Annotated in this window: 9 protein-coding genes; 8 read left to right on the top strand and 1 reads right to left on the bottom strand. The window is 64.0% G+C overall.

Going from position 1 to position 13,935, the window contains the following annotated elements; translation table 11 throughout:
* Window positions 1-226: 226 nt before the first annotated feature.
* From aceE to ACZ0AV_RS15785, 7 genes are all read left to right on the top strand, one after another.
* On the top strand, window positions 227-2,875 hold the full coding sequence (aceE, locus tag ACZ0AV_RS15815) for a pyruvate dehydrogenase (acetyl-transferring), homodimeric type (protein ID WP_499151905.1): 2,649 nt from the start codon (window positions 227-229) through the stop codon (window positions 2,873-2,875).
* 11 nt (window positions 2,876-2,886) lie between these two features.
* A complete protein-coding gene (gene aceF, locus ACZ0AV_RS15810) occupies window positions 2,887-4,875 on the top strand; it encodes a dihydrolipoyllysine-residue acetyltransferase (protein WP_499151904.1) in 1,989 nt (662 codons plus the stop codon).
* A gap of 330 nt (window positions 4,876-5,205) precedes the next feature.
* The gene (locus ACZ0AV_RS15805; RefSeq protein WP_499151903.1) at window positions 5,206-7,896 is read left to right on the top strand and encodes a putative bifunctional diguanylate cyclase/phosphodiesterase; all 2,691 of its coding nucleotides are present in this window, start codon (window positions 5,206-5,208) and stop codon (window positions 7,894-7,896) included.
* Window positions 7,897-7,966: 70 nt separating this feature from the next.
* Window positions 7,967-8,620 carry a peptide-methionine (S)-S-oxide reductase MsrA gene (gene msrA, locus ACZ0AV_RS15800; RefSeq protein ID WP_499151902.1) on the top strand — a complete coding sequence of 218 codons (654 nt, stop codon included), beginning with the start codon at window positions 7,967-7,969 and terminating at the stop codon, window positions 8,618-8,620.
* A 16-nt stretch (window positions 8,621-8,636) separates the two neighbouring features.
* Entirely contained in the window at window positions 8,637-8,834 is a 198-nt protein-coding gene (locus ACZ0AV_RS15795) for a putative motility protein (RefSeq protein ID WP_499151901.1), read from the top strand.
* A gap of 69 nt (window positions 8,835-8,903) precedes the next feature.
* Window positions 8,904-10,154, top strand: coding sequence for an HD-GYP domain-containing protein (locus ACZ0AV_RS15790; RefSeq protein ID WP_499151900.1), 1,251 nt, complete (start codon window positions 8,904-8,906; stop codon window positions 10,152-10,154).
* 46 nt (window positions 10,155-10,200) lie between these two features.
* A complete protein-coding gene (locus tag ACZ0AV_RS15785) occupies window positions 10,201-10,938 on the top strand; it encodes an alpha/beta fold hydrolase (RefSeq protein WP_499151899.1) in 738 nt (245 codons plus the stop codon).
* Between the two features lie 32 nt (window positions 10,939-10,970).
* On the opposite strand, the gene ACZ0AV_RS15780 is transcribed toward ACZ0AV_RS15785, so the two are convergent.
* Entirely contained in the window at window positions 10,971-11,807 is an 837-nt protein-coding gene (locus tag ACZ0AV_RS15780; protein ID WP_499151898.1) for a 23S rRNA (adenine(2030)-N(6))-methyltransferase RlmJ, read from the bottom strand.
* 169 nt (window positions 11,808-11,976) lie between these two features.
* Between ACZ0AV_RS15780 and ACZ0AV_RS15775 the strand changes: the two genes are divergently transcribed.
* Window positions 11,977-13,779, top strand: a complete 1,803-nt coding sequence (locus tag ACZ0AV_RS15775) for an acyl-CoA dehydrogenase (protein WP_499151897.1) — start codon at window positions 11,977-11,979, stop codon at window positions 13,777-13,779.
* The last annotated feature ends 156 nt before the right edge of the window (window positions 13,780-13,935 follow it).

The following is a 13,935-nucleotide window of genomic DNA, read 5'->3' as shown; positions in this document are numbered from 1 at the left end:
CGGTGCCCCCGCAGGTAGGCTCCCGGCACGGGGCTTGCGCCTGGCGTGATTGTGTATTGCCATTACGGAATCAACCGTAAGAGCTGAAATCGCCAGCGAAATGTAGTAAAACTACACGAAGCCGGATCTACCAACCGGTACATCCAAGAATCAATGTGCCCGCTCAAAAAGCCGGCCACGCATCCTGGCTTCCGATTCTGGAAGCCTTTCCGCTCTGGAGCAAGCCATGCAAGACCTCGATCCAATCGAAACCCAGGAATGGCTGGACGCACTGGAATCCGTCCTCGACAAGGAAGGCGAAGACCGTGCCCACTATCTGATGACGCGCCTGGGTGAGTTGGCCACTCGCAGCGGCACGCAGTTGCCCTATTCGATCACCACGCCCTATCGCAACACCATTCCGGTCACCCGCGAGGCGCGTATGCCGGGCGACCTGTTCATGGAGCGCCGCATCCGCTCGATCGTTCGCTGGAACGCTCTGGCCATGGTCATGCGTGCGAACATGCAGGACCCGGATCTGGGTGGCCACATCTCCACCTTCGCCTCCAGCGCGACCCTTTACGACATCGGCTTCAACTATTTCTTCCAGGCGCCGACCGAAGAACATGGCGGCGACCTGATCTACTACCAGGGCCACGCATCTCCTGGCATCTACGCACGCGCCTTCCTGGAAGGCCGCCTGAGCGAAGAGCAGATGCTCAAGTTCCGTCAGGAAGTGGACGGCGGCGGCCTGTCGTCGTACCCGCACCCGCACCTGATGCCGGACTTCTGGCAGTTCCCGACCGTATCCATGGGCCTGGGCCCGATCACCGCGATCTACCAGGCACGCTTCATGAAGTACCTGGAAAATCGCGGCTTCATCCCGGCCGGCAAGCAGAAAGTCTGGTGCTTCATCGGTGACGGTGAGACCGACGAGCCGGAAACCCTGGGCGCCATTTCCCTGGCCGGCCGCGAGAACCTCGACAACCTGATCTTCGTCATCAACTGCAACCTGCAGCGCCTCGACGGCCCGGTTCGCGGCAACAGCAAGATCATCCAGGAACTCGAAGGCGTGTTCCGCGGCGCCAACTGGAACGTCAACAAGGTCATCTGGGGCCGCATGTGGGATCCGCTGTTCGCCCAGGACGAAGACGGCCGCATGCAGCGCCGCATGGACCAGGCGATCGACGGCGAGTACCAGAACTACAAGGCCAAGGACGGCGCCTACGTGCGCAAGCATTTCTTCGGCCACGACCCGGAGCTGCTCAAACGCGTCGAGAAGCTCTCGGACGAGGAAATCTTCAACCTCAACCGTGGCGGCCACGACCCCTACAAGGTCTACGCGGCCTACCACCAGGCGGTCAACCACAAGGGTCAGCCGACCGTCATCCTGGCCAAGACCATCAAGGGTTATGGCACCGGTGCCGGCGAAGCCAAGAACACCGCGCACAACACCAAGAAGGTCGATATCGAGTCGCTGAAGAAATTCCGCGATCGCTTCGACATTCCGCTCAACGATTCGCAGCTCGAAGAACTGCCGTTCTACCGCCCGGCCGAAGACAGCGCGGAGATGAAATACCTGCGCAAGTGCCGCGAAAAGCTCGGCGGCCACCTGCCGCAGCGCAACCGCGGCACCATGAGCATCCCAACGCCGCCGCTGGACACCCTCAAGGCCGTCCTCGACGGTTCGGGCGACCGCGAAATCTCCACCACCATGGCCTTCGGTCGCATCCTCGCGACAATGATCAAGGACAAGGAGCTGGGCAAGCGCATCGTGCCGATCCTCGCTGACGAGGCCCGTACCTTCGGCATGGAAGGCATGTTCCGCCAACTGGGTATCTACTCCCCGGTCGGCCAGCTGTACGAGCCGGTCGACCGCGACCAGGTGATGTACTACCGCGAAGAGAAAGACGGCCAGATCCTTCAGGAAGGCCTCAACGAGGCCGGCGCGTTCTCCTCGTTCATCGCCGCGGGCACTGCCTACAGCAACTACAATCAGCCGATGCTGCCGGTTTACATCTTCTATTCGATGTTCGGCTTCCAGCGTATCGGCGACCTGGCCTGGGCTGCCGGCGACGGCCAGACCCGCGGTTTCCTGCTGGGCGGCACCTCCGGTCGCACCACGCTGAACGGTGAAGGCCTGCAGCACGAAGACGGCCACAGCCACATCCTGGCCAGCACCATCCCCAACGTGCGCAGCTATGACCCCACCTACGCTTACGAGCTGGCGGTGATCATGCGCGAAGGCACGCACCGGATGATGACCCTGCAGGAAAACGTTTATTACTACATCACCGTGATGAACGAGAACTATCAGCAGCCGCCCATGCCCGAAGGTGTCGAGGAAGGCATCGTCAAGGGCATGTATCTGCTCGAAGAGGACCAGAAGGAAGCCGCTCATCACGTGCAACTGCTGGGTTGCGGCACCATCCTCAACGAAGTTCGCGAAGCGGCGAAGATCCTGCGCAACGACTACAACATCGGCGCCGATGTGTGGAGCGTGACCAGCTTCAACGAGTTGCGCCGCAACGGCCTGGCCGTAGAGCGCAGCAACCGCCTGCACCCGGGCGACGAGCCCAAGCAGAGCTATGTCGAGCAGTGCCTGGGCGGCCGTAAGGGTCCGGTCGTGGCAAGCACCGACTACATGAAGCTGTTCGCCGAGCAGATTCGTCAGTGGGTTCCGGTCAAGGAATACAAGGTGCTGGGCACCGACGGCTACGGCCGTAGCGACAGCCGTCGCAAACTGCGCGATTTCTTCGAAGTGGACCGTCGCTGGGTCGTTCTGGCCGCGCTCGAAGCGCTGGCCGATCGTGGCGAAATCGAACGCAAGGCCGTGGCCGAAGCCATCGTCAAGTTCGGTATCGACCCCGAAAAACGCAACCCACTGGACTGCTAAGGAGACGCATTGTGAGTGAATTGATTCGCGTACCCGACATCGGCGGTGGTGAGGGTGAAATCATCGAGTTGTTCGTCAAGGTCGGCGACCGCATCGAAGCCGACCAGAGCCTGCTGACCCTCGAGTCGGACAAGGCGAGCATGGAGATTCCGGCCCCCAAGGCCGGCGTCATCAAGAGCCTCAAGGTCAAGCTGGGCGACACCCTGAAAGAGGGTGACGAGCTGCTCGAACTGGACGTGGAAGGCGACGCCGAAACTGCCCCGGCAGAAGAGCCTGCCCCTGCACAGGAAGCCCAGGCCGCTGCCCCGCAACCTGCCGCCGAGCCCCAGGCAGAAGCGGCCGGCAGCGCCGAGCCCCAGGAAGTCAAGGTGCCGGACATCGGCTCCGACGCCAAGGCCAGCGTGATCGAAGTATTGGTCAAGCCTGGCGACAGCATCGAGGCCGACCAGTCGCTGATCGCCCTCGAATCCGACAAGGCCAGCATGGAAATCCCGTCGCCGGCTGCCGGCGTGGTGGAGAGCGTGTCGGTCAAGGTCGGCGACGAAGTGGGCACGGGTGACCTGATCCTGGTCCTCAAGGGCGCCGCCGGGGCACAGCCGAAGCAGGCTGCCAGCGCTCCTGCAGCAGCGCCAAGCGCCGCTGCACCTGCCGAGGCCAGCGCCGCCGCACCAGCGGCAGCCGAAGAGCCGGCTGGCGAAAGCAGCGAAGAAGTACGTATTCCGGACATCGGCGAAGATGCCGCCGGCGTGATCGAACTACTGGTCAAGGTCGGCGACAGCGTCGAAACCGAGCAGTCGCTCGTCGTGCTGGAGTCGGCCAAGGCCAGCATGGAGATTCCAGCGCCCAAGGCTGGCGTCATCGAAAGCATCTCCATCAAGGTCGGTGACCAGGCCAAGACCGGCGACCTGATTCTGGTGATGAAGGTTCAGGGCAAGGCCGCCGCCAAACCCGCTGCCGCAGCCGCTGCCCAGGCGCCGGCTGCCGCTCCCGAGCAGGCCAAACCGGCCAATGTTCAGGGCACGGCACCTGCCAAGGCCGCACCGCAGGCCGCTCCTGCTGCCACGCCAAGCCGCGACGGCAGCAAGGTGCACGCCGGCCCGGCGGTGCGTCAGCTGGCCCGCGAATTCGGCGTCGAACTGAGCGCAGTACCTGGCAGCGGCCCGAAAGGCCGCATCCTCAAGGAAGACGTGCAGGTCTACGTCAAGGCCGAGCTCCAGAAGGCCAAGTCGGCACCTGCCGCAGCGGCCGGCGTCACCGGCGGTGCCGGCATTCCGCCGATCCCGACCGTCGACTTCAGCAAGTTCGGTGAAGTCGAAGAAGTGCCGATGACCCGCCTCATGCAGGTCGGCGCTGCCAACCTGCACCGCAGCTGGCTGAACGTGCCGCATGTAACCCAGTTCGACTCGGCCGACATCACCGAGCTGGAAGCCTTCCGCGTGGCCCAGAAGGCGGTCGCCGAGAAAGCCGGCGTCAAGCTGACCGTACTGCCCCTGCTGCTCAAGGCCTGTGCCTATCTGCTCAAGGAACTGCCGGACTTCAACAGTTCGCTGGCACCAAGCGGCAAGGCGGTGATCCGCAAGAAGTACGTGCACATCGGCTTCGCGGTCGATACCCCGGATGGCCTGCTGGTGCCGGTAATCAAGAACGTCGATCAGAAGAGCCTGCTGCAACTGGCTGCCGAAGCCGCTGCCCTGGCAGAAAAGGCGCGCACCAAGAAGCTCTCCGCTGACGACATGCAGGGCGCCTGCTTCACCATCTCCAGCCTCGGCCACATTGGCGGCACCGGCTTCACGCCGATCGTCAATGCGCCGGAAGTGGCGATCCTTGGGGTCAGCAAGGCGACCATCCAGCCGGTCTGGGATGGCAAGGCCTTCCAGCCCAAGCTGATGCTGCCGCTGTCGCTGTCCTACGATCACCGCGTGATCAATGGTGCTGCCGCGGCGCGCTTCACCAAGCGCCTGGGCGATGTGCTGACCGACATCCGCACCATGCTGTTGTAAGTACAGGTTTCGAGCGCCACGTTCGTACCCGTGACCCCGCCCCTCCAGGCGGGGTTTTTTTTAGCCGATACCGCCTCGCCGGCCGCCGGAAATGGCGCCGACGAGCGTTGAAAACATACCCATAATGAAATATTTATCCTTTATAAAACAGTTAGTTAAAAGAAAGACATCACAATGCCATTAGATTTCTTGTCAGTTGGCACACCATGGTGCAACCTAAGCGCTAATACCGCCTCGCAGCGGCCAGGGAGATTCGGCAGCACCCCTCGTTAGCGTTATAGTGAAGAGGCCAGGCGCCTGCCTGTGCCAGTAGATGGATACAGCCATTCGATGAAAAGCCATCCCGATGCCGCGAGCCGTGCAGCGGCCGAGGTCGTGACGCAACTGCCCGTGCCTTCCAGGCTCGGCATGATGCGTTTCGAACGGATGAATGAAGCGAACTGGCTGCTGCTATTTCTCGATGCATCCTGCGAAAAACAGTTCGGCATCGCCGCCAGCGACCTCTGCGCGCTGGTCGAAACTCCCTACGCCAGCCTGATGGAGCCGGAAGCACGTTACCGGCTGCATGACGCCATCCAGCAGCAATTGTCCATTGGCAGCCACTACCTGGTGCGCTACACCTTGCACACGCCCCAGGGCCCGTTGAAGTTGATGGAAGTGGGCGAGCCATTTCGCCAGCGCGGCCGCCACCTGCTGCGCGGCTACTTACTGATAGTCGCTGATGAGACACCGGACAGTGCCGGCCTACCCTCGCCTGGCCCCGCGACCCACGGCGTATTCGACGCGCTGGAGCAGTTTCAGGGCAGCCAGGCAGAGGCCAGGCGGCAGGAGCAGCGCGCGGCGGCCCAGCAGCAACTCATCGTGCGCCTGGCCAGCCAGCGCCATCAGGGCAATGACCCAACCCGTGAAGCCGCCGAGCTGATTACGCGCAGCGCCTGTGAAATCTATGGGGTCGCCCGCGCCGGGATCTGGCATATCAATGGCGATACCCTCGATCCGGTGGCGCTCTACCTGCTCGACCAGGCCCACTACGAAATCCCCCTGCCGATCGATGGCCGCCGCTACCCGACGTACCTGCGTGCCCTGAAGGAAAGCCGCGCGCTGAGCGCACACGACGCCGAGAACGATCCACGTACCCGCGAACTGCGCGACGACTACCTGCGCCCCGAGGGGATTACCGCCATCCTCGACGCCAGTATCCGCGTTGGCGGCGAGCTGGTTGCAGTGCTCTGCCTGGAACACACCGGCGGGCCACGCCACTGGCAGGCGGACGAAATCGCCTTTGCCGGCGAGCTCGCGGATCAATACGCCAACGTGCTGAGCAATCAGGAACGGCGCAACGCCACCAGCGCCCTGTACCTGTTCCAGCGCGCCGTGGAGCAGAGCGCCAGCGCCTTCATCCTGCTCAATCGCGATGGCATGGTGGAGTACGTCAACCCGAGCTTCACGGCGATCACCCAGTACAGCGCCGATGAGGTGCAGGGCCGCCAGCTGTCGGAGTTGGCGGCCCTGGAAAACCTCAGCGAGCTGCTGTTCGACAGCACCTCCGGGCTGGCCGAGCAGAACAGCTGGCAGGGCGAGTTCAAGAGCCGGCGCAAGAATCTGGAACCCTACTGGAGCCAGTTCTCGATCTCCAAGGTGCATGCCGATGACGGCACCCTCACCCACTACATCGGCATCTACGAGGACATTACCGAGTCCAAGCAGTCGCAGCAGCGCATCGAGCGCCTGGCCTACAGCGACAACCTCACCGGGCTGGGCAATCGCTACGCATTCATCCGTGCCCTGGAGAAACGCTTTACCAGCACCAGCAGTTCGCCGGTCAGCCTGCTGCTGGTCGATATCGACAACTTCAAGCGAATCAACGACACCCTCGGCCACCAGACCGGCGACAAACTGCTGGTCAGCCTGGCCAAGCGGTTGCGCAACACCTTCAGTGGCGAGAGCACCCTGGCGCGCTTCGCCAGCAACGAGTTCGCCATCCTGCTCGACAACTGCCACAGCGAGCGCGGCCAACTGATCGCCCAGCAGGTGCTGGCAACCCTCGACAAACCGCTGTTCGTCGACAACCAGCTGATCAACGTCACCGGCTCGGTGGGCCTGGCCTGCTCGCCCGAACACGGCGCCGATCCGCAAACCCTGATGAAACATGCGGGGCTTGCGCTGCACAAGGCCAAGGCCAACGGCAAGCATCAGTTGCATGTGTTCACCGACGCCCTGAACGCCGAGGCCAATTACAAACTGTTCGTCGAGAACAACCTGCGCCGAGCGCTGACGCAGAACGAACTCGAGGTGTTCTACCAGCCCAAGCTGTGCCTGAAGACCGGGCAACTGCTGGGCATGGAGGCGCTGCTGCGCTGGCAGCACCCGGAAAAAGGCATGATCCGCCCGGACCAGTTCATCAGCGTCGCCGAAGAAACCGGGCTGATCATCCCGATCGGCAAGTGGGTGGTGCGCCAGGCCTGCCGCATGAGCAAGCAGCTCACCGCCTTGGGAATGGGCAATCTGCAGGTGGCGATCAACCTGTCTCCCAAGCAGTTCAGCGACCCCGACCTGGTCGGCTCGATTGCCGCCATCCTCGAAGAAGAGCAGTTGCCGCCGGAGCTGCTCGAACTGGAGCTCACCGAAGGGCTGCTGCTGGAAGCCACCGAAGACACGCGCAGCCAGCTCAGCCGCCTCAAGCAACTGGGCCTGACGCTGGCCATGGACGACTTCGGCACGGGCTATTCGTCGCTCAGCTACCTGAAGAAATTCCCGATCGACGTGATCAAGATCGACCGCAGCTTCATCAAGGATATTCCCGAGAACCAGGACGACATGGAAATCACCTCCGCGGTGATTGCCATGGCCCACAACCTCAAACTCAAGGTAGTCGCCGAGGGCATCGAAACCCAGGCCCAGCTGGGCTTCCTGCGTCGTCAGCGCTGCGATATCGGCCAGGGCTATCTGTTCGACCGTCCCATTCCCGGTCGCGATCTGGTAGAAAGCCTGAAGCGCTACCCGCGGCGCCCCACGCGCTGAACGGCAGCTAACGTCAGCCAGTTGCCGCGGTCTACCCCCCACGACAGACACGACTCGGAGAACATGACGCATGGTCTTACGCTCGCAAATTCTCGCCCACAAGCTCGAACTGCCCAGCGCCGAACAGGCATTGCCTGGCCGCGACACGCCGATTTCAGTGCCCGAAGCCCACTACGTGAACGGTAACCCGCTGCAGGGCCCTTTCCCGACAGGCCTGCAAACCGCTATTTTCGGCCTTGGCTGTTTCTGGGGCGCGGAGCGGCGGTTCTGGCAACAGCCCGGCGTATGGAGCACCGCGGCAGGCTATGCCGGCGGCCACACGCCCAACCCGACCTATGAAGAAACCTGCTCTGGCCTCACCGGCCACGCGGAAGTGGTATTGGTGGTGTTCGACCCCCAGCAAACCAGCTACGAGGCGCTGCTCAAGGTGTTCTGGGAAGTGCACAACCCGACTCAGGGCATGCGCCAGGGCAACGATATCGGCAGCCAGTACCGCTCGGCCATCTACTGCACCGACGAGCAGCAGCTCGAAGCCGCTCGCCGCAGCCAGGCACAGTTCCAGAGCGAGCTGGAAAAGGCCGGCCTGGGCGAGATCACCACGGAGATCGCCCCGGCACCGGCCTTTTACTACGCCGAGGCCTATCACCAGCAGTACCTGGCGAAGAACCCGGAAGGCTATTGCGGCCTGGGCGGCACCGGTGTATGTCTACCTCCTGCATCCTGAATAGGGGGAGACGGTCGTGGAGCTGAGCAGCATTTCCAGCCAGGTGGCGAGTCAGGCAGCGGCGCAGTTCTCCGCACAGATGTCGCTCTTGCTGCTGCGCAAGACGCTCGAGCTACAGAGCGCCAGCATCAGCGGGCTGGTGCAGTCCGCTGCACCGGCCAGCGCTCCCAGCAATCCGCCAAACCTGGGCAACAGCATTGATGTGATGGCCTGAAGAACTACTGCCATCACGCCAACAGCCGGCTAAACTGTTGGCAATTAGCCAGCAAACGACGAGCACGGCATGCCCGCCAACCTCCCCTGCATCTCCCCCGATCAACTCTGCGTCGGCCTTTACGTTCACCTGGATCTGAGTTGGTGGGAACATTCGTTCGCCTTCAGCAATTTCAAGATCAAGGACGACAGCCAGCTCAAGCAGTTGCGCGCCCTAGGCCTCAAGCGCCTGCGCTATGACCCGGCGCGTAGCGACTGCACGCCGTTGCCGCTCCCGGCCAGCCCGGTGCAGCAGCCAGCGCCACCCGCACCACCCGACCCCCAGGAACAGGCGCGCCAGGCGCGCGTCCAGCAACTGAGCGTACTGCGCAAACGCCTGTCGGAAGTCGACCGCGCCTTCGTCCAGGCCAGCCAGCGGGTCAAGGCGCTCAACCAGAGCCTGCGCAACCAGCCGGAAGACTCGGTCAAGCAGGCCGGCGCACTGGTGAATGAACTGGTCGCCACCATGCTTGGCGAAGACGGCGTCGCCCTGCACAGCATCACCGGCAAGGCCGCCGAAGATGCCTACGTGCACTCGCTCAACGTCACCGTGCTGTCGATGATGCTTGGCCGTCAGCTCGGTCTGGATGCCGAGGCCAGCCACATGCTCGGCATGGGTGCGCTGCTGCACGACATCGGCAAACTGGAACTGCCGAGCAAGGTGCTGCTCAAGCCGCCGCCGCTGACCCGCGCCGAGCAACAGCTACTGGAGATGCACACCCTGTATGGCAAGCGCATGGGCGAAAAGCTCATGCTCGACGACGACGTACTGCGCATCATCCATGAGCACCACGAGCATTGCGACGGCAGCGGCTACCCGCAGCAACTGCGTGAAGCCTCCATCGGCCGCCTGAGCCGAATCGTCTGCATCGCCAACCACTTCGACAACCTGTGTAACCCCGTCGACCCGCGCGTGGCGCTCAGCCCCCACGAAGCACTGGCGCGAATGTTCCTGCCGCAATATCGGGTGCGCTACGACGATGTCGCGCTCAAGGCCTTCATTCGCTGCATGGGCGTCTATCCGCCGGGCAGCCTGGTGCAGCTCGAAGACGAGCGCTACGCCCTGGTGCTGGGCATGCACCCGACGCTGCCCCTGAAGCCCACGCTGATCGTCTACGATCCGGCGGTAGCCAAGGAGGAAGCGCTGATCGTCAGCCTCGAAGCCGAGCCGAAACTGGCCATCGCCGGCAGCGTCCGTCCTTCACAGCTGCCGCCTGAAGCACTCGAGTACCTCAACCCGCGCCAGCAACTGACCTACTATGTCGACCCGCGACGTCGCTGACCCGCCCCGAGGGCACAGCCCCTTCCCCTCGCCTGGATGCACCGCGATGGCAGACTGTCCCTATCTCCTCATCCACGGCCTGATCGGCAGCCTGCGCGAGCTGGCTCCACTGTTCGCCGCGCACGGTCGCCAGGCCCTCGCGCCAGACCTGCTCGGCTATGGCAGCAGACAGGATGCAGAGCCCTCCAGCATCACGCTCGACGGCCAGGTCGCACATCTCGCCCAGTGGCTTTCGCAGCGAGGCATCAGGCGCGTGCACCTGGTCGGCCATTCGGTCGGCGGCGCGATCGCCATGCTGTTTGCAGCGGCTTATCCGCACCAGGTCGCCTCGATCATCAACGTGGAAGGAAATTTCACGCTGGACGACGCATTCTGGTCAGCCAACGTGGCCACAATGCCGCCCCGGGAAGCCGAAGCACTGCTCGCCGGGTTTCAGCAGGACCCGGCACAATGGCTGGCGCGGTCGGCGATCAGCGCCTCGCCGCACCACCTCGACAGCGCGGCGCGGCTACTCGCCAACCAGCCCGCCTCGACACTCCAGGCCACCGCCCGCTCGGTGGTCGCGGTGACTGGCCGGGCAGCGTACCTGGAAGCGATCAGGGCACTGTTCGAGGGCCCCATGGCCATCCACCTGATTGCCGGCGAGGGCTCGAAAGACGGCTGGCACGTGCCTGAGTGGGCGCTTGCCCACGCTGCAAGCGTCACCTACCTGCCCGGTGGACACCTGATGATGCTGGAGGACCCGCAACGCTTCGTGGCAGCGCTCATCAGCCTCCCGGGCTGAAACCACTAGCAGCTCTGCCGCGACCGACGCGCTTATTCGGCGATCAGCCAATCCAGGCGCCAACTGCCCTTGCTTTGCGCCAAACGCTCGGCCAGCCAGGGCAGCAGTTCACGCAAGTCCTCTTCCAGCCCCCAAGGCGGATTGCTGATCAGCAGACCGGAGCCGTTCAGGCGCCCTGCCTCGTCAGCGGGATGCACGAACAGCTCGGCACGCAGCAGCTTGGGAGCCGCACTCTTTTGCATGTCGCGGTAGAAGCGCTTGAGCTGGCGCTCGTCCTTGATCGGGTACCAGATCGCCACGATGGTCTGGCGCATGCGCCCGATGGCTTCGTTGAGCGCCGCCACGCAGCGCTCCAGCTCGTCGGCCTTTTCGAACGGCGGATCGATCAGCAGCACGGCGCGCTTTTCACGGGTGGGCAGCAAGGCGCGCGGCACATGCCAGCCCTCGCCCAGGTGCACCGCCACGCGCCGGTCACCGGCCATGTTTTCCTTGAGCAACTGGCCGTCGTCCGGGTGTTTCTCATTGAGGTGCAGGCGATCCTGCTCGCGGGTCTGCAGGCGCGCCAGCTCGGGCGAGCCGGGGTAATGGCGCAGCACCCCATCGGGGTTCATCGCGCGGATGACAGCCAGATAGTCGAGCAAAGCCTCCGGTGCCTCCGTGGCCTCCCACAGGCGGGCGATACCTTCGCGCCATTCACCGGTGCGGCTGGCCTGGTCGCCAGCCAGGTCGTAGAGCCCGACGCCGGCGTGGCTATCGAGGTAGGCATACGGGGCCTCCTTGCGCGCCAGCAGGGCGAACAGGCGGCACAGCACCAGGTGTTTCAAGACATCGGCGTGGTTGCCGGCATGGAAGGCGTGGCGGTAATTCATCATCGGCTCCTGAGCAGGGGCGAATTGTAGCCGGCCTGAGCGCGCGCTGCAGCGCCTGCGGTGGATGGCCCGACGACGTCCGGCTTGTTCCACGGCATCACGCCGGTCGATGATGCTGGCGGCACGCGCCCAGCGCCCTAGACTGCGCTGATCGAACCGGAGAGCCATCATGCCCGAGACCCTGCTCAGCGCCCGTAACCTGGCGTTCGAACTCTACGAAGTGCTGAATGCCGAAGCCCTCACCAGCCGCCCGCGCTTCAGCGAGCACAGCCGGGACACCTTCGAGGCCGCGCTGGGCACCGCGCGCAGCATCGCCGAGGAATTGTTCGCTGGGCACAATCGCAAGGGCGACGAGCACGAACCGCAGTATGTCGATGGCGCCGCGCAGTTGATCGCCGAGGTCAAGCCGGCCCTGCAGGCCTTCATGGACGCCGGCTTCGCGAACGCGACCCGGGATTTCGAGGCCGGCGGCATGCAATTGCCCAACCTGCTGTCACAGGCCTGTTTCGCCCACTTTCAGGCGGCCAACATTGCCACGGCCTCATATCCATTGCTGACCATGGCCGCCGCCAACCTGATCGAAGCATTCGGCGACGACGCGCAGAAGCAGCGCTTCCTGCAGCCGATGATCGAGGGGCGCTTCTTCGGCACCATGGCTCTCACCGAACCCCATGCCGGCTCCTCCCTCGCCGATATCCGCACCCGCGCCGAACCGGCAGGCGACGGCAGCTACCGCCTCAAAGGCAACAAGATCTTCATTTCCGGTGGTGATCACGGGTTGAGCGAGAACATTATCCACCTCGTGCTGGCGCGCTTGCCCGACGCGCCTGCCGGAGTGAAAGGCATCTCGCTGTTCATCGTGCCCAAATGGCTGGTCAACGAAGACGGCCGCCTCGGTCCACGCAACGACGTGACCCTGGCCGGGCTGTTCCACAAGATGGGCTGGCGCGGCACCACCTCGACGGCACTGAATTTCGGCGACCAGGGCAACTGCGTGGGCTACCTGGTGGGCAAACCCCACACTGGGCTCTCCTGCATGTTCCAGATGATGAACGAGGCGCGCATCGGTGTCGGCATGGGCGCGACGATGCTCGGCTATGCCGGTTACCTCTACTCCCTCGACTATGCCCGCCAGCGCAGCCAGGGCCGCCTGCCCGACGGCAAGCAAGCGGCGAGCGATCAGGTGGCGATCGTCGAACACGCCGACGTGCGCCGCATGCTGCTGACCCAGAAGGCCTACGTGGAAGGTGCATTCGACCTGGCGCTTTACTGCGCGCGCCTGTTCGACGACAGCCAGACCCTGGAAGACGCCGAACAGCGTACCCAGGCCGGCCAGTTGCTCGACCTGCTGACCCCGATAGCCAAATCCTGGCCGTCGCACTACTGCCTGGAGGCCAACGCCCTGGCGATCCAGATTCTCGGCGGCCACGGTTATACCCGCGACCACCCCGTGGAACAGTACTACCGGGACAACCGCCTCAATCCGATCCACGAAGGCACCCACGGCATCCAGTCCCTCGATCTGCTGGGGCGCAAGGTCGGCCAGCACGGCGGCGCGGCGCTCAAGGCGCTGAGCCGGCTGATCATCGAGACGTGCCAGCGCGCCGAACCCTTCACCGCACTGGACGCCCTGCGCCAACCGCTGGAAACATTACTCAAGCGCCTCTCGGAGGTGACCCTTGGCCTGCTTGGCGATCTGCAACAAGGCCGCGTCAACGGCGCCCTGGCCGACTCGGCGCTGTACCTCAAGGTGTTCGGCCACCTGGTGATCGGCTGGCGCTGGCTGGAACAGGCGATCCACGCCGAACAGGGCCGCCTGGCCGGCAACCCGGCCGACGTCGACTTCTACAGCGGCAAACTGCAGGCCGCGCGCTACTTCCTGCTGCGCGAGGTGCCGGGCTGCCATCACGACCTGCACCTGCTGGAGCAACGTGACGACACCTGCCTGGCGATGAACGAGGCGTGGTTTTGAATCACGGCTCGACCCGCCTCGCAGCCCGACTCATGCGAGGCGACAGCAAGGCGGGCCTCGCCATGCACTGCGGCGCAGCCGAGCAACATGACTGAATCGGAAACCAGCGTCGCCGCCGTCCATACGCCGCTTGCAACAATTGGCGCCGCCGCGCAG

This window comes from Pseudomonas sp. AC532, assembly GCF_979258965.1.
Note: the sequence above shows the minus strand (reverse complement) of the source record. Positions and strands in the feature narration are given on the sequence as shown.